This is a genomic window from Mesorhizobium sp. WSM3862 (assembly GCF_002294985.1).
Classification (GTDB): Bacteria; Pseudomonadota; Alphaproteobacteria; order Rhizobiales; family Rhizobiaceae; genus Mesorhizobium.
Genome location: NZ_NSGE01000003.1, coordinates 624,814 through 640,647, shown reverse-complemented (window position 1 = coordinate 640,647; position 15,834 = coordinate 624,814). Strand labels below are relative to the sequence as shown.

Here is a 15,834-nt window from a genome sequence, read left to right as displayed (position 1 = left end):
CTCACCTGTTCACCGAATAGCAGTCGACCTGCGGCTCGCTTGGCAGCACACCGGAAACGCCGATGACGAAACCGGGGGCGTCGAGCAGCGAGGCCCAATGCTCGCTCTTCTGGTCCAACTCCAGGCACAGCCGGTCGCCGTCATAAGGGATCTCGCGCGGCTGCGAATGCAGCGGCTTCAGCGGAATGCCGGGCAGGCGCGACTTCCACAGCCCCTCGAACTGGTCGGCGGACCCGACGGTCGCCTGGTTGACGAAGATCTTGCGCAGCGCGTCTTCCGACAGTTCGGAGCCGACGCGGATGACGATGCGGCTGGCCACCAGAAGCTTCGGGTTGTCGATGCGCACCTTCCAGACATTGGTGGCATGCCGCATGACCGGCAGCGCGCGCGATTTCGGCTCGATATACCGCAGGCTGAGGATCAGCGAGCGCAAGGCATCCGCCAGGGCCATATAGGCAGGGCCGGGCGCCATGTGGTCATAGGCCGGCAGCTCGCCGAGCCGGCGCGAGCTGGAGCCATAAGTCGCCATTTCGCCGGCGAGGCCGGCGAGCTCGAGATAGAGTTCGGCCGGATGGAAGACATCTTGCGCCAGCATGTGGGCGAGCCGCGGCTTGGCCGCATTGGCAAGGTGGAGCATCAGCAGGTCCTCGACGCTGCGGCCGGGCCCTCCCATCACCATCTTGCCATGCGCTTCGGCGATCTGGTCGAGACCGGTGACGACCTCCTGCAGCAGTTGCCGATACCAGGCGACCGCGCCCGTGATCAGCGTCGGCGGCAGGAAGCTCTCGTCGAGCGAGACGCCGCCGTCGGCCCGCACGCCCTTGATGTCGGCGACCGGCAGCGCGGTATAGCCGCCGACCGATTTGCCGGGCGCAAGCAGCACCGCCTGCGGGCGGGCGATCTCGATCTCTTCCGGGTCGGCGCCGCCCTGCACGGAATCGCGCACCGACACGATCCTGCCGTGATAGCGCGCGCCGGTCGACGCGGCATGCGCCGGGTCGAAACCGACGCCGCCGGGCGGCTCGAGCGGCAGCGCGACCAGCACCGGCCCGGCGCCGGTATCCGCCGTGACCGGCAGCGGTTTCGGCGCGTCCATCATTTCCGGGATGGAGAAGGGCGTGCCGTCGGGGAAAATACCCCGGGCGGACACGATAGAAACCTGGCCTGCATCGAGCAGCGATTGATCGAGCGTCAGCTGCTGGAAGCCGAACGTATGGAGCTGGCCGGCCTGCAGCGCGCCCCGCACCATCGCCTCGAAGAACCGGTCCTGCTGCTGGAAATGCTGGGTTCTCAGGAAGAGCCCCTCGGACCATAGCACCCTGTTTGCGTCGCTCATGCCGCTGCTCTCTGCACTGCCAACTTCTGTCTCGCCGTCAGGCGGAAATACCGCCGCCGCCTAGCGTGACGTTGATGGTGAATTTTGATCCCGCCGACACCGACTTGGTCGTGCGCCAGTTGCGTCCGCCGGGTTCGCGGATCAGCGCGACGAAGCCGAGCGCCGTCGCGTTCGGTTCGACCGTGATGGTCTTGGCCGCCGTCTTGCCCGGTGCGACGGAGATCGAATCGGATCCGATAAGGTCGGCCCCAAGTGCGGACCCCGCATCGCCCTGCAGCGCGAAATAATCGGCCGAATTGAACTTGCCGGTGCTGGCAAGCCGCATCACCAGCACAGTCACCGGTCGATCGCCGCCGCCGGGTCCCGGATTCATGCCGGCGCCACCGGTCACGTTGACCGAGATAACCGATGGTTTCGGCGGGCCGCTCTGGCAAGCCGCAAGCAGCCCCGTCGCGCCGAGGGCAACGATGAATTCGCGTCGATCGATCATGTCCTACTCCTCTTCGTATGCATCCCTGAAGTCTGCGCCGATCTCGCCCAGGAAACTCGATTCCGCGCTTTGGGCGATGTCGCGATGGCGTTTCTGGTAAAGCTCCCACAGCTTGGCGTTGCGGCCGCCCGCAAGCAGGTTGCCGATCGCGGAATTGGATTTCAGCTCTTCCTCGATCGTCGCCGGATCGAACCGGTCGATCATGCGCCGCAGCGCTGCCTGAACGCCGCGCCAAGCGCGCACGTGGTGCTGCGCGAGATCCTTCACCGCATCGCCGATCGCCGCCTCGCCGGAGAGGAAGCCGGGGCTGCGCTCCGAGATTATGGTGACGATGACATCCTCGACCGTCGGCAGGAATTTGAGCGGGTTGACCTCGGAGGCGCCGACCACCGTCTGGGCAACGCGCGCGCTGCCCTTTTCCTCGGCGCGCTTGCGCAGAAGCTGCATCAGGCCGTCCAGCATCAGCCGGTACTCGCGCCCGAATTTTTCCATCTCGGCGATCGCGTCGCGCCCGAGAAAATCGGCCTCCTCGACCCCCATGCCGCGCAGGAAGGCGGCGCGCAGCGCCATATCGCCGGGCACAGGCTGAGCTGCACGGGACAGCCTGGGCGCGGGAGCCGGGCGCGGCGGAGGAGGCGGCTCGGGCGTGCGCGCCGGCAAGTCCCGCGGAGGAGCGACCTGCGGCTTTTCGGCCGGCTGCTCGCTGCGACGGGCCGTATGCGCGCCGTTGGCGGAGGCAGGCGTCGCGGCTGGGCCGAAGCCGAAGTCGTCGAAGCCGGTCGGTTTCGGCGCCGGCTGCGCCGTATCGCCGCGCGCGGGCATGTCGCCGAAGCCGAACGGATCGGACCGGCCAGTTGCCGAGTCGTCGTCCGAGGCCGGTGTCGCCACCGGGTCGAGGCTGAATGGGTCGTCGAAGGCGGGCGAACTGCGCTGGTTCGAGGCGCGGTCATACGCGCCGGGCACAGGCTGCTCGAACGGGTCCGGCAGATCGGCCGGCCGCGGCCGCCGCGGCTCCTCCTCGACCTTGGCCGAAAAGAAATCGTCGCCGCCGATGCTGGGCGAAGATCGCGGCTGAGGCGCCGACCAGGCGGCGGCGGAATGGTTGGCGACCTCACCGACCGAAGTCTGGCTCGCGCTTGGCTGGACCTCGACATAGAGCACGTAGTCGCCCAGTCTCAAACGCATGCCGCTTTGCAGCCGTGCCGACCTGCCGGTGCCGAGCGGGCTGTCGGAATCGTCGATGAACAGCCCGCTGCTCGACGTGTCGGTGACGAAGTAGCCGTCGCGGCCGCCGCTGATCTTGCAATGGGCGCGCGACACGAACATGTCCGGATCATCGATCTGCCAGCCGGCATCGGCGCTGCGCCCGATCACCAGTTCGCCTTCGTCCAGCCGGGTCTGCCTGACCACCTGGGAGCGCGGGCCTTGTTCCAGCGTCAGCAGCAGGCTCATGCGGCCGCCTCCGCCATTTCCGGCCGCCAGCCGACGATCGTGCGCAGCTTGAGATCGTCGGCGTCTCCCTTCTCGGCGGGGCGCGCAAGCCAGGAGGTTCGGCCGAGCTGGACGGTTCCGATCTTCGGCGGCGGCACGGCGTCGCGCGCAAGCACGATGCGCAAATCGATGTCCAGCGCTTCGCCGATCATGTCGCGCACCGCTTTCTTGAAGAGGGCGAGGCGCCGCTCTCCGGGCAGGAACGACTTGAAGGCGTCGAGATCGAGCGGGCCGACGCGCAACTCGATCCGGCTCTGGCGGCTGAAGACGCGCGGGCCGATCGTCGCCCCGCGCCCGAGCGCCGCATAGGCCTTGCCGACGCGGCTCTGCAGTGCCGCCGGTATGGTGATCCAGGAAGCGACGAATTCCTTGATCTCGACCGGCACCTTGAAGGCCGTGGCAAGAAACAAGGTCAGCCGTTCCGGACCGTCGACCTGGCGGGCCAGCGAGCCGGCCTGGCGCAGCCGCACCGCGTCGAGTTCGGCATCCTGGGTGCCGGGAAGGCCGATCCCCGACATTGCTTCCAGCATGGCGCGGACGCGCCCGCCGACCGAGCGCTCGACCTGCACCGCCGGATGAGCGTCGGCCCAGGCGCGGTAGTAAAGCGCGATCATCCGATGCTGCAGGATGTTGACGAAGTCGACGAAGGTTGTGTCGCTGGTCTGCTCCGCTTGCGTGCCGGTGAACCAGCGCTGCGACAGCCGGTCGAGCACCCAGCGCGTCAGATGCAGCGGCATCGGCCCTTCGGGCCCGAGCAGTCCGAGATTGGCGACGGTCACCCGCGCCGGAGCCTTTTCGCCCGCTTCCTGGAATTTCATCACGTCCCTGGCCGAGAAGCTCAGGCGCACATGCTGGCCGAGCCGCGCCGGCTCGCGATTGGCCTGGCCGGAATAGCCGAACAGCCCGCCCCTCTGCTCCAGCCGGCGCAGCAGCTCGAAGAAGTCGAAGCTTTCCGACAACGCCCCGATTCCGTCTGGGGCGGCTTCGCTCGGGGCGGGCCGTGCTAGATCAGGTAGCGATTGCCGGGCGTCATCGGCCATGGCACATCCTCCTGCTTCTGCAGCAGCCGCGTGCGTGTCCGCACGAAACCGTTTATCCCGGCATGGCGGGCAAACAGCCGCGCCAGCAGGGCCGAAAGCAAAAGCGTGCTTTGCCCCGCCAGCACCGACTGGTCGACATGCAGCGTCACTTCCGTGCCCCGCCCGAAGCACATCGGCCCGTCGATCTTGAGCCGCTCTATCACTGGGCGCGAGTCGATGCGGGTGATCGAATGCACGTTGCGGGCGAGGCTCGGGTCGCCGCGGTCGGCATAGAGATCGAGCAGCGCGTGCAGCGGATCGACGCCGCGGCCTTCCTTGGCGAGACTCAAGAAGTTGAGCGAGAGCTGCGCCACCAGCCGCCAGGCGAGATTGTCGGCGCGGGATTCGCCTTCGGCGCCCGCCGGCAGCGACGCCGGGATCGACGGCTGGGGCGGCCGCAGCGCGCCGAGCAGCCTGACGGCCTCCACGGGGTCCGCCGTCTCCAGCGTCAGTGTCGGTGTGTCGTCGAGGATCGGCAGGTCGCGATTGGTGCAAAGCGCAATGACGTCGAGGCGCTTGAGCGGCCGGTTGGCCGGGCTGCCGGCCGGGCGCGACACCGAGAGGAAAACATCGTCTCCCGTGTAGGAGGTGCGGGTCAGGCCGTCGCGACGCTCATCTTCGGTGGCCCTGCGAGGGCGCCGCTCGGTCGAATACACCCAGCCGCTGCCGCGGTTCTGCCCCAGGCTGAAAAGCTCGGGAATCTCGGCCTCGCTGCCCTCCGCGTCGGCATCCTCCACTCGGGTGACGCGGAAGATCTCGAAATCGCGCGCTCTGGTTCGATCGGCATGCAGCACTTGCCGTGTCCTGCGCGGATCGATCTCGATGACGTTGCATTCGCGCTCGAAGAGATTGATCAGCGGCGTCACGAAGAGCTCGAAATCGGCCGGCGCAACGTCGGCGAGCTCGGGCACCGGGCGGCGGAACAGGAAGATGATCTCCATCCCCGCCTCGCATTGGCGCACCACCGGCTGCATGCCGGCGACCCGCACATAGTGGAAGCGCTCGGGGATCATGAAATATTCGCGCAGCAGCCGGTAGCCCTCGAAGGTCGGGCGGGTGCGCGGCATCAGCGCCTCGTCGTCGCGGATGCCGACCATTTCGGGCTCGGGCAGCGCCGATAGCGGATTGGTCTTTCCTTCCGCCCGCGCGCCGACGGCCGAGCAGGCCCCGAAGATCGCGTCGAACAGGAGCGGCGCCTTGGTGCGCCCGGCGAAATAGAGATCGAGACGGTCGAGCGACAGCTCGCTGAGCTTGCCCTTTCCGGTGCGCGCAAGCGCGACGCGCAGCGCTGCCTCGCCGCGCGCGCCGGCGACTGGGCCGATGCCGGCGGCAGCCAGCGCGCTGCGATCCTGGAAATAGCTGGCGGAGGTGATCGCGATCGGCCATAGCGTGATCTCTTGCGCGGTGCTGAAAGTTGACCGCGTCGACAGTCCCGGATGCAGGCTGGAGACCAGTCGTGTGCCGCGCGCGACTGTATGGCCGGCGATCATCGACTGCACCTGCTGGCTTGGTTTCAGCACCGCCATCGCCGTTGCCGGCGCCGGCGTGACCAGGTCCGGGTAAAGCACGTCGAGCACGGCGCGAGAGAAGCGCGAGCGCTCGGCGTCGACCTTCAGCCGCGTGCGCGCGGCAAGGAAGGCCACGCCGTCGAGCAGCCGTTCGACATAGGGGTCCGGGCAGGGGACGGTGTCGAGGGAAAGATTGCGGGCGACTGCCGGATGCATATCGGCGAACTCGGCCGCGAGCGCCCGGATATGGGTCAGTTCTTCTTCGTAATATTCGACGAAGACCCGATCCATCTCAGGTCTCCCGGAATTCGGTTCGCGCCAGGCCGTTGTCGAGATTGATCGTGGTGCGCAGCCGCATGCGTTCCGGCGTCGGCGTCATGATCAGCACGGCGTCGATCTCGATCTTCAGGCCGACGCTCTTGTCGCCGAGCGTGACATTGACCGTCGTGGCGCTTTCCTTGAGCCGCGGCTCGAAGGTGGCGAGCACCGCGCGGATCTCGCGCGCCAGGGTATCGCGGTCGAAGTCCCGCGAGGAGCGGCCGGAGAAGGACGGCACGCCGTAGTTCACGACGCTGCGGCGCACCTCCGGAAAGTCGGCAAGCGACGGCAGCTCGTCCAGGGGCTGTTCGTGCTCGGCATCGGAAAGCACCGGAACGGACTCGAAGCGCTCGGTGTTGAACAAGGCTTCGATGTCGCGCCGGACGGCTTCCCTAAGCACCCGCGCCGACACCACCACGCCGCGGCTTTCGATCTCGGCCCGATGTTCGGCCTGGAACACCAGACGGTGCAGGCGCCGCTTTTGGTCGGGGGTGAGTTCCACATCGGCATCGATGGTGCGTACGCTGCCGGCAAGAAGAGCCTCGACGCGCTCGGCGCCGAGTTCTTCTTCCAGCAGGCGACGCAGCCCCTCGATCTCCGACGTCAGCCCGGGCAGGTCGTTGATGAGGCGGTCCCAGAGAGAGGGCTGGACCGCCTCGCGCTTTGCCCGCGAACTGCCGGCAAGTTGCGCCCTTGCGCCGGGCCTTTTGGACTCACTTGCCGACATAGACATCCATTTCGATCTCGTCGTCCTTGTCGTAGACGAATTTGATCTTCTTGTAGGCGAAGCTCACTTCCTCCTCGATCAGGTCGGCCTCGTCATCGGCCTGCTTCATGTCGTATTCCATGATCGAAGCGTCGGTCAGCGTCACCACCAGATAGTCGCTGGTCTCGCCGTCGATGGTGCGGCGCGCCGAAAACACCACTTCGTCGAGCGCCTTGTTGTCGAACAGCGCCTTCTTCAGGTAAGGCGACGCCTTGTCGTAATGCTTGGTGAACTTGATCATCCCCAAGGATACGCGCCCGCGGCGCGAGAGCGAATTGGGATCGTAAGGCGCGATCATCTTGTAGTCGACGCCATGGACTTCGATCTCGTCTTCGTGGCCGTCGCGCACGCTGGGACCCTTGATGTCCGGAACTTTCAGAAAACCATCGATCTTCATTGAAGGCATTGTCTTTCTCCACCGCTCTCAAACCAAACAAGATGACTATGCTTGCGATTTCACCCCTTCACTGACGGCAGTTCGGACACCAGCCGGAGCGAGGCATTGATGCCTTCCAGCTGGTAGTGCGGACGCAGATAGAAACGGGCGTTGTAGTAACCGGGCCGGCCTTCGACACTGTCGACCTGGACCTCGGCCGCGGCGAGCGGGCGCTTGGCGCGCGCCTTGTCGTCGGCAAAGGCTGGATTGGCCAGCACGTACCGGTTGATCCATTCGGTCAACCAGATCTGCATGTCGGTGCGTTCCTTGAACGAGCCGATCTTGTCGCGCGCGATCGCCTTGAGGTAGTGGGCGAAGCGCGAGACCGGGAACAGGTAGGGCAGGTTGGCGCTGAGCCGCTCGTTGGCCTGCGCGTCGGGATCGACCAGACGCCCGGCTCGCGTCTCGTCGTCCTGCAGCGAATGGGCGCCGATGAAGGCCGCAAGGTCGGTGTTCTTCCGGTGCAGGATCGGCATCAGACCGAGCTTGGCGAGCTCCGCTTCGCGCCGATCGTCGATGGCGACTTCCGTCGGGCATTTCATCGCGATCGATCCGTCGTCGGTCGGAAACGCGTGCACCGGCAGGTTGAGCACCGTGCCGCCGTTTTCGACGCCGCGGATCTGCGTGCCCCAACCAAAAAGCTTGTGGCTGCGGTTGATGTTGACGCCCATCGGGAAGGCGGCGTTCATCCAGACATATTTGTTGTGGTCGCCTCCCACCTCTTCCTCGAAGGTGAAACCCTTCACCGGAACGGTTTCCGAGCCGTAAGGCAGGCGCGCCAGCACCCGCGGCATGGTGAGGCCGATATAGCGGGCGTCCTCGCTCTCGCGCAGCGACTGCCACGAGGCATAGGCCGGGTTGTTGACGATCATCTGCAGGTCCTGCGGGTTGGGCAGTTCCTGCCAGCTGTCCATGCGGAACAGGCGCGGCGAGGCGGCGGCGATGAAGGGCGTGTGCGCCGAGGCGCAGACGCCGGAGATGTTGCGCAGCAGGCCGACGTCGCGCGGATGGTTCGAGAATTCGTAGGCGCCGAGAATGCAGCCGATCGGCTCGCCGCCCAGCATCGAATACTCGTCCGTATAGACCTTCTTGAAGATCGGGCTCTGGTCCCACATCTGGCCTTCATAGTCTTCCAGCGTGTCGGCCAGCTGTTCCTTGGAGATGTTCATCACCCGGATCTTGAGCTTCGTATCCGTCTCGGTGTTGTTGACGAGATACCAGAGGCCGCGCCAGGTGCCTTCCATCTCGCGCACTTCCGGCGCGTGCAGGATCTCGTTGACCTGCGTCGTCAGCATCTTGTCGATGCCGGCGATCAGCGACTTGATCGACTTGATCGCATTGGACGAGATGGTGGTGGTTTCGGAGCGCGACTGCGCCGCCAGCGCCAGGTTGCGCACCAGCTGCTGCAGCTTTTCGCTGTCGTCCTTCTTGACCTTGAAATCCTTTTCCAGGAGGCCGCTGAATTCGCCGAGGTCAATCGCTTCCGCCTCGGCGGTGGCGGCTGCGGTTTTTTGCTGTTCAGCCATGACTTACTCCTCGCCCTTGCCCTCAGAAATCGCCTGGCCGGCGATCTTGCTCAGCAGCGGTTCGTTGTTCAGAAGCTGCGCGATGCGCTTTTCGGCGTCGACGCGGCCATCCATGAAGCCGAGCAACTCTTCGAGCTGCCGGCGCATCTTGAGAATCTCGGCCAGTTGCGGGACCTGCTCGGCGATCTTGTCGGGCGCGAAATCGCCCATCTTGGAGAAGGTGAGATCGATCGCGAGCTCTTCGTCCCGCTCGGCGCCCTCGGCTTGCGGGAGTGTGTTCTTTACCCGCGCCTTCACCCGCGGCCCCATGGCCTCCATGAACTTCGGGAAGCGGTTGGCGTCGGTTTCGACGAAGTTGCGGTCGAGCACCGACTTCACCGCTTCCTTGGTCTGTGAAGCGCCGGAAAGATCGGCCATCACGGCCATGACGAACGGCAGTTCGATCGTTGTCGGGCTGCCGTAGGTCTCGACGTCATAGGCGATCTGCACGCGCGGGGCGCGGTTTCTTTCGATGACCTTCGCTTTGCTCTCTGCTGGCATGCTTGTTACCTTTCATCCTTCTGGGCCGGCTTCTTCGGATCGGGGACACCGGCAAGCAGCCGGAACTCCTTCAGCCCCGACGGGGCGAGATCTTCCATCAGTTCCACGAAATCCATGTGCACCATGCGGCGCACGCGGCGGGCGAGATGCGGGATCGGGCTCGACGGCTCGGTCCGGTCATAAAAGGCGACGACGAGATCCAGGCATTTGACGACGTCGTCGCGCGAGGTGATCCGGTCGGGCAGCCCGGCGCCCGGTTCCGCATAGCTTGCGACACTTGCCATCGATTCGGCTCCCCTCGCTTCGGCGCCCATTCTTTCGCCACCATGGCCGTTTGGGCCGGGCGCTGCCGGTTCCGCCGGCTGCGGGATTGGCTTTGCGGCGCCGTTCGCCCCGGCACCGGCGGCGGAATTCCGCTCCAGCGTCGTCAGCAAACGCTGCAGGAAGCGTCTCAATTCCGGAATGGCGGGGCCATTGCCGTCGATGCGCTTGTTGAGGGCGGCGTCGACCTCGTCGAGAGCGGCGATCACCGCGCGGGCGTCGGCGAGCAGCGAGGTCATCGCCTCGCCGGCCTGATCGACGTGCGCCTTGCACCCGGTGCGCACCCGGTTCACCAGCTGGTTATGGCCGCTTACCAGCGCCGCCTTTTCCGCCGCGCCCAGTCCCGAAGCAGCCTCCTGCAGCATGACGTGTTCGTCGAGGCTGCCCTTCTCCAGGTCCTCTCCCTTGATCGGGCCGACCGTGCGCGGCGCAAAGAAGACCATGCCGCGCAGATCCTTGAGCAGCCCGTCCTGGCTGTTTTGCAGGTCGATCAGCGCATTGATGCGCCGCAAGGCAGCCTCGCGCGCCGTGGCGCCAGAGCGCAGTGCCGGATGCATCGTTTCCCAATGCCTGTCGAAGGTTTGGGCGATCAGTGTCAGGCCTTCGGCGAGCCCGCCCAGCTGTTCTTCGTTGGCAAGGGCACGCACAACCAGGACGAGAAGGCGCAGGTCCCGCCCGTGCGACCGCAACTCCTCCGCCTTGGTGAGTACGACGGACCAGTCGACCGGAACATCGACTTCCGATTTGTTGTTTCCTTCGTATTCGACCTTTTTCTGCTGTTCGGTCAGGCGCTCCAGCTCATGAAAGGCCGGGTCGTTACGCAAGTCCTCTCCCGACGGATTTTCACCGTTCAGAGGATTCAGCCAGAGTGCGAGATCAATCACACTAACCCCCAGCCAGCGGCCCTGAGACCCTATGTGACGCAACGTTACCACCGGCCTCGCGTCACGACAATTGAGCAGCTGCTCAAAAACTAACGGATGCTAAACGCGACCGTTTCTTTCAGCAAAACCCATTGCGCGATTACCGGGCCGGGTATGTGAAATGGCTCGCATAGCCCGGACCGCAATTCGGTGTTTCTTGCACGACATTGCAGAGCTTGTGTAACCGGGCAGTGCCGCCCGGATAGATCCAAACGTCTTATCCGTCACGCGGCTTTGTCAAGCCGCCGCTTATATGGCAGGGTACGGTTGGCAGATTGCGGGAGCAAGTTCGAATGGAACAGCGCCGGTCATCGCAGAGCTTCAAGCGTAAGGAACTGGTCGCCAAGCTCAACGCCACGGGGGTGCGCGCCTTCAAGGCCGCGGCCGATACGGCCAAGCTGCGCGGCAATCCTTATGTGGAGCTCGTCCACTTCATCCAGCAACTGGTGCTGTCCGAGCGCTCGGACGTGCAGATGATCATCGCCGATGCCGGGTTGGACGTCAGCCGGCTGACGGCTGACATGACCCGAGCCATCGACAAGCTGCCTTACGGCGCGACCTCCGTCGAGGAATTCTCCGATCACATCTTCCACGCCATCCAGGAAGGCTGGAACCTGGCGACGCTGGAGTTCGGCGTGGAGGAGGTGCGCAGCGCCCATATCCTGCTGGCCTGCCTGAGGACGCCGGTGCTGGAAGGCCTGGTCTCGAAAATCAGCGCCGAATTCGACAAGATCGATGCCGACGGCGTCGTTTCCCGTTTCGCCGACGTGACCGAAGGCTCGCTCGAAGCCGGCACACCTCCCGCCTCTGCCGCCGCCGAACAGCCGATGAAGCGCGGTCCGGGCGGAGATTCGGCGCTGGCCAAATACGCGACCGACCTCACGCTGCGCGCCCGCGACGGCAAGATCGATCCGGTCGTCGGCCGCGACCCGGAAATCCGGCAGATCGTCGACATCCTCATGCGTCGCCGCCAAAACAACCCGATCCTGACCGGCGAGGCCGGCGTCGGCAAGACGGCGGTGGTCGAAGGATTTGCGCTCCGCATCGCCCAGGGCGACGTGCCGCCGACGCTTGAGAATGTCAGCGTGCGCATGCTCGATGTCGGGCTGATGCAGGCGGGCGCCAGCGTCAAGGGCGAGTTCGAGAAGCGGCTGAAGGCGGTCATCGACGAGGTTCAGGCCTCCGAGGTGCCGGTCATCCTGTTCATCGACGAGGCGCATACGCTGATCGGCGCCGGCGGTGCCGCGGGCACCGGCGACGCCGCCAATCTTTTGAAGCCGGCGCTGGCGCGCGGCGAGCTGCGCACCATAGCCGCCACGACCTGGGCCGAATACAAGCAGCATATCGAGAAGGACCCGGCGCTGACGCGCCGCTTCCAGGTGGTCAAGATCGAGGAGCCGTCGGAAGCTGTGGCCGTGCTGATGCTGCGCGGCGTCGCCGGCGTCCTGGAGCAGCACCACAGGGTCCAGATACTGGACGAGGCGATCGAGGCGGCGGTCGCGCTCTCGCACCGCTACATTCCGGCCAGGCAACTGCCGGACAAGGCCGTCAGCCTGCTCGACACGGCTTGCGCGCGCGTTGCGGTCTCGCAGCATGCGACGCCGGCCGAGGTCGAAGACATTCTGCGCCGCCGCCAGGCTCTGGAGGTCGAGAGCGGCATCATCGGCCGCGAGGCGGCGATCGGCATCGAGGTCGCCGACCGGCAGGCTCGCGTCGATGCCGGGCTGGCGGAAACCGAGACGACTTTAGCCGCCGCCCAAGCGCGCTGGGATCGGGAAAAAGCGCTCGTGAGCCAGATCCTCGACCTGCGCGCCAAACTGCGCGGTGAAGGCGTGCCGCTCGATGCGGCGGCCGGGGGGGCCGGGGAGGAAACCGTAGCGGCTGAGCCGGCTGCGTCCGAAACTCCCGAAGCAAAGGCGCCCGAGAGCAAGGCGGCTGAAACCAAGCCCGCGAAATCCAAGGGCTCGAAAGCCAAGGCGGCGAAAGGCGAGGCGGTCGAAGAGGCGGCCGTTGCCGAGACGATCGCCGAGGGATCGGCCGGTTCGTCTGCCGATCTCGCGCGGCTGCGCGAGCTGATGGCGGAGCTTGCCGCGGCGCAGGGCGAGACGCCGCTGATCCTGCCTTCGGTCGATCGCAATGCGGTCGCCGCCGTGGTGCAGGATTGGACCGGCATCCCGACCGGACGGATGCTGTCCAGCCAGACCGAGAAAGCGCTCAGGCTGGCCGCGACCCTTTCGGAACGCGTGGTCGGCCAGGATCACGCGATGGAGATGATCGCCAAACGTGTCCAGACCAGCCGCGCCGGCCTTGGCGCGCCGGAAAAGCCGGTCGGCGTATTCCTGCTCTGCGGCCCCTCCGGCGTCGGCAAGACCGAGACCGCGCTGGCGCTCGCCGAGACACTCTATGGCGGCGAGCAGAACCTGATCTCGATCAATATGTCTGAGTTCCAGGAAGCGCATACCGTCTCGACGCTCAAGGGCGCGCCGCCCGGCTATGTCGGTTACGGCAAGGGCGGCATCCTGACCGAGGCGGTGCGCAGAAAACCCTATTCGGTGATCCTGCTCGACGAGGTCGAGAAGGCGCATCCGGACGTCCACGAAATCTTCTTCCAGGTCTTCGACAAGGGCATGATGGATGACAGCGAGGGCCGGCGCATCGATTTCAAGAACACGCTGATCCTGCTCACCTCGAATGTCGGCTCCGGCGTCATCATGGACCGCACCAAGAACGGCACCGTGCGGACCGGCATTGACGATCTCGACGCGGCCCTGCGCACTCCGCTGCTGAAAGTTTTCCCGGCCGCCTTCCTCGGTCGGGTGGTCACCATACCCTATTATCCACTGTCGGATTCGATGATCGAGGCGATCGCCCGCCATCAGTTCGGCAAGATCGCGCGGCGGCTTAAAGCAACCAACGATGCCGAACTGGTCATCGGCGACGGCGTCATGGATCTGGTCAAGGCGCGCTGCACCGAGATCGAGTCCGGCGGCCGCATGATCGACGCCATCCTCACCAACACGCTGCTGCCGGAGCTCAGCCGCGGCGTGCTCAACCGCTCGCTGGAGGGCGCGAAGATGACGAAGGTCACCGTCGGCGCGTCCAAGGAAGGTTTTACCTACTCCTTCGAGTAGCCGCAGCAACTCCGGGGAAGGAGTGTAGCGCCCAATCGGGCCAAGCTATTTTGAAGATAGAGACTGGGAACTTTTGCTCCGCTGGCGATTTTGGATATGCTGCTGACCCGAAATGGCCGGAAAGGTGCCGCCGATGACGAAAAACCTTGCGATCTCCGCTCTCGTTCTGGCCACGGCCATTGGCGTGTCCGGCGCGGCGTTCGCCGGCGACCGGCAGCTCAAGCACCCGGTCGAGCAGGAGCGCTACGTTCCGGCCGAAGGCGACCTCATCGACATCCTGTTCGGCGGACCGCGCTACTATGACGCCATGCTGGTCACTTCGGCGGCGGGCGCGTGTTCATACCACCGGACGGGGCCGGACGCGAACGCGCTGAACAAAATCAACGACCATCACTGCGGAAAATAAGGTCTGCCCCGCGCCATTCGTACGGGCCAGCCGTCGGTAAGCCGCGACCGCCTCCATTTCATCATGCCGCGAATTGATCGTTCGCCGAGGTGGCTGGCCGCGGGGCAGCCCGTCCTCAGCCCGCCCCGCGGTTGGGCCGCTCTGCCGTCGCACACATCCAGCCGAAACATTGTATACAATAACAAAGAAATCTGTTGACAATCTGTCGCAGGCGGCTTCCCATAGGCTATCCGCGCAGCCGATGAGCAAAAACAAAAGCGCGATAACCAGAAGGGAACCGATATGATCAACCGACGCTCGACTTTGAAATCGCTGGTGCTTGGCGCCGCCTCGACCCTGGCCATGGCCGCCATAGGCATCCCGTCCGCGCAGGCTGAAAACAAGGAACTGAAGATCGGCTTCGTTGGTGTCACCAGCGGTCCCGCCGCCGCCTGGGGCACGTCCAATGTGCGCTCGATGCAGACGCGCGCCGCCTGGCTCAACGAAAAAGGCGGCGTCAAGATCGGCGACGACACCTACAACATCAACATCGTTACCTTCGACGACCAGAAGGATCCCAAGCGCGCCATCGCCGGCATGGAGAAGATGGCGCAGGAGGGCATCCACTATGTCGTCGGACCCAATGTCGATGACGGCGCTGCTGCGGTGCGCCCTGTCGCCGAGGCCAACGGCATCATCTATTTCCCCTACGCCTTCCCGAAGGCGCTCTACCAGAAGCCGGCCTCGAACGCCGTGCTCGGCATGATCGCCAACTACCAGTCGGGCCCGGCGATCTATAAATACCTCAAGGAAAACAAGGGCGTGAAGACGATCGCCTTTGTCGCCGCGAACGAATCCGACCCGCTCAGCCAGCGTGACAGCGGCGTCGAGGCGGCCAAGGCGCTCGGGCTCGACGTCGTCGCGCAGAACGACACGTACCAGAACGACACCCGCGACTTCACGCCGGTGCTCACCCCGATCGTGGCGCTGAAGCCCGATCTGCTGGTGCTGTCCGGCGTGGCGCCGGCCAACGCGCCGCTGCTCATCCGCGCCGCCCGCGAGCTCGGCTTCGAGGGCTTGATCTCGACCGAGACGGCGCAGGACGCCAAGGTTCTGGAGGAGGGCGCCGGCGAATACGCCAACGGCTTCATTTCCGTCGGCGGTGCGTCGACACCGGAGATCGCTTCGGACGAGATGAAGGAGTTCGTCGCCCGCTACACCAAGATGTTCGGCGAGTATAACGACGAGTCCAATACCAAGGTCTACGCGTTGGAGTACATCATCGAGACGATGAAGGCCAATCCGGCCGCCATCAACAATGTCGACGAATTCAAGAAGACCATGGACACCTTCTCGGCGCCCAACCCCTTCCTGAAGGGCGACGCCAAGCTGAGCTATGTCGGCGCGACCTCCTTCGGCCAGAAGCGTCAGCTAGCCGTGCCGATGGTGGTCAACGAATACAAGGACGGCGCTTTCCAGACCCTGTTCGTCGGCTCCGTCGACTAGGTTTGGGTTCCTAAGGTTACTTCCTCCCGAATGCCGGGGGTCCGGGCGATGCTCGGACCCCGCGGAAGATCGAAGGAT

Annotated in this window: 13 protein-coding genes; 3 read left to right on the top strand and 10 right to left on the bottom strand. The window is 65.2% G+C overall.

Going from position 1 to position 15,834, the window contains the following annotated elements:
• Position 1: 1 nt before the first annotated feature.
• Genes tssK through tssA form a run of 10 tightly spaced genes read right to left on the bottom strand, consistent with a single transcriptional unit; the run spans position 2 to position 10,695 of the window.
• Complete coding sequence (gene tssK / locus CK224_RS11510; protein ID WP_067327608.1) at positions 2 to 1,336, bottom strand: type VI secretion system baseplate subunit TssK; 1,335 nt, start codon at positions 1,334 to 1,336, stop codon at positions 2 to 4.
• Between the two features lie 37 nt (positions 1,337 to 1,373).
• Positions 1,374 to 1,826: a type VI secretion system lipoprotein TssJ gene (gene tssJ / locus CK224_RS11505; RefSeq protein WP_066989071.1), complete on the bottom strand. Its 453-nt coding sequence runs from the start codon at positions 1,824 to 1,826 to the stop codon at positions 1,374 to 1,376.
• Positions 1,827 to 1,829: 3 nt separating this feature from the next.
• Positions 1,830 to 3,278 (bottom strand): type VI secretion system-associated FHA domain protein TagH, encoded by a 1,449-nt coding sequence (tagH, locus tag CK224_RS11500; RefSeq protein WP_066989069.1) that lies wholly within the window; start codon positions 3,276 to 3,278, stop codon positions 1,830 to 1,832.
• Positions 3,275 to 4,357, bottom strand: a complete 1,083-nt coding sequence (gene tssG / locus CK224_RS11495; protein WP_095781828.1) for a type VI secretion system baseplate subunit TssG — start codon at positions 4,355 to 4,357, stop codon at positions 3,275 to 3,277. Before tssG ends, tagH begins: the two co-directional genes overlap by 4 nt.
• On the bottom strand, positions 4,321 to 6,195 hold the full coding sequence (tssF, locus tag CK224_RS11490; protein ID WP_095781827.1) for a type VI secretion system baseplate subunit TssF: 1,875 nt from the start codon (positions 6,193 to 6,195) through the stop codon (positions 4,321 to 4,323). Before tssF ends, tssG begins: the two co-directional genes overlap by 37 nt.
• Position 6,196: 1 nt before the next feature.
• Positions 6,197 to 6,949, bottom strand: coding sequence for a type VI secretion system baseplate subunit TssE (gene tssE / locus CK224_RS11485; protein WP_095781826.1), 753 nt, complete (start codon positions 6,947 to 6,949; stop codon positions 6,197 to 6,199).
• Positions 6,936 to 7,385, bottom strand: coding sequence for an Hcp family type VI secretion system effector (locus tag CK224_RS11480; protein ID WP_170950255.1), 450 nt, complete (start codon positions 7,383 to 7,385; stop codon positions 6,936 to 6,938). The genes tssE and CK224_RS11480 overlap by 14 nt, the downstream gene beginning before the upstream one ends.
• A gap of 59 nt (positions 7,386 to 7,444) precedes the next feature.
• Positions 7,445 to 8,950 (bottom strand): type VI secretion system contractile sheath large subunit, encoded by a 1,506-nt coding sequence (gene tssC, locus CK224_RS11475; RefSeq protein WP_066989059.1) that lies wholly within the window; start codon positions 8,948 to 8,950, stop codon positions 7,445 to 7,447.
• A 3-nt stretch (positions 8,951 to 8,953) separates the two neighbouring features.
• The gene (gene tssB / locus CK224_RS11470) at positions 8,954 to 9,490 is read right to left on the bottom strand and encodes a type VI secretion system contractile sheath small subunit (RefSeq protein ID WP_066989057.1); all 537 of its coding nucleotides are present in this window, start codon (positions 9,488 to 9,490) and stop codon (positions 8,954 to 8,956) included.
• Positions 9,491 to 9,495: 5 nt separating this feature from the next.
• Positions 9,496 to 10,695 carry a type VI secretion system protein TssA gene (tssA, locus tag CK224_RS11465; RefSeq protein WP_095776298.1) on the bottom strand — a complete coding sequence of 400 codons (1,200 nt, stop codon included), beginning with the start codon at positions 10,693 to 10,695 and terminating at the stop codon, positions 9,496 to 9,498.
• 332 nt (positions 10,696 to 11,027) lie between these two features.
• Between tssA and tssH the strand changes: the two genes are divergently transcribed.
• The 3 genes from tssH to CK224_RS11450 all read left to right on the top strand — a co-directional run bounded on the left by tssH (position 11,028) and on the right by CK224_RS11450 (position 15,756).
• Complete coding sequence (gene tssH, locus CK224_RS11460) at positions 11,028 to 13,865, top strand: type VI secretion system ATPase TssH (RefSeq protein WP_095781825.1); 2,838 nt, start codon at positions 11,028 to 11,030, stop codon at positions 13,863 to 13,865.
• Between the two features lie 112 nt (positions 13,866 to 13,977).
• Complete coding sequence (locus tag CK224_RS11455; RefSeq protein ID WP_245425893.1) at positions 13,978 to 14,271, top strand: hypothetical protein; 294 nt, start codon at positions 13,978 to 13,980, stop codon at positions 14,269 to 14,271.
• A 282-nt stretch (positions 14,272 to 14,553) separates the two neighbouring features.
• Entirely contained in the window at positions 14,554 to 15,756 is a 1,203-nt protein-coding gene (locus CK224_RS11450; RefSeq protein ID WP_066989051.1) for an ABC transporter substrate-binding protein, read from the top strand.
• Positions 15,757 to 15,834: the final 78 nt, after the last annotated feature.

Bases quoted from the DNA above. Each gene is read 5' to 3' on its own strand.
- tssK (WP_067327608.1), bottom strand. From the start codon at position 1,336: ATGAGCGACGCAAACAGGGTGCTATGGTCCGAGGGGCTCTTCCTGAGA.
- tssJ (WP_066989071.1), bottom strand. From the start codon at position 1,826: ATGATCGATCGACGCGAATTCATCGTTGCCCTCGGCGCGACGGGGCTG.
- tagH (WP_066989069.1), bottom strand. From the start codon at position 3,278: ATGAGCCTGCTGCTGACGCTGGAACAAGGCCCGCGCTCCCAGGTGGTC.
- tssG (WP_095781828.1), bottom strand. From the start codon at position 4,357: ATGGCCGATGACGCCCGGCAATCGCTACCTGATCTAGCACGGCCCGCC.
- tssF (WP_095781827.1), bottom strand. From the start codon at position 6,195: ATGGATCGGGTCTTCGTCGAATATTACGAAGAAGAACTGACCCATATC.
- tssE (WP_095781826.1), bottom strand. From the start codon at position 6,949: ATGTCGGCAAGTGAGTCCAAAAGGCCCGGCGCAAGGGCGCAACTTGCC.
- CK224_RS11480 (WP_170950255.1), bottom strand. From the start codon at position 7,385: ATGAAGATCGATGGTTTTCTGAAAGTTCCGGACATCAAGGGTCCCAGC.
- tssC (WP_066989059.1), bottom strand. From the start codon at position 8,950: ATGGCTGAACAGCAAAAAACCGCAGCCGCCACCGCCGAGGCGGAAGCG.
- tssB (WP_066989057.1), bottom strand. From the start codon at position 9,490: ATGCCAGCAGAGAGCAAAGCGAAGGTCATCGAAAGAAACCGCGCCCCG.
- tssH (WP_095781825.1), top strand. From the start codon at position 11,028: ATGGAACAGCGCCGGTCATCGCAGAGCTTCAAGCGTAAGGAACTGGTC.
- CK224_RS11455 (WP_245425893.1), top strand. From the start codon at position 13,978: ATGGCCGGAAAGGTGCCGCCGATGACGAAAAACCTTGCGATCTCCGCT.
- CK224_RS11450 (WP_066989051.1), top strand. From the start codon at position 14,554: ATGATCAACCGACGCTCGACTTTGAAATCGCTGGTGCTTGGCGCCGCC.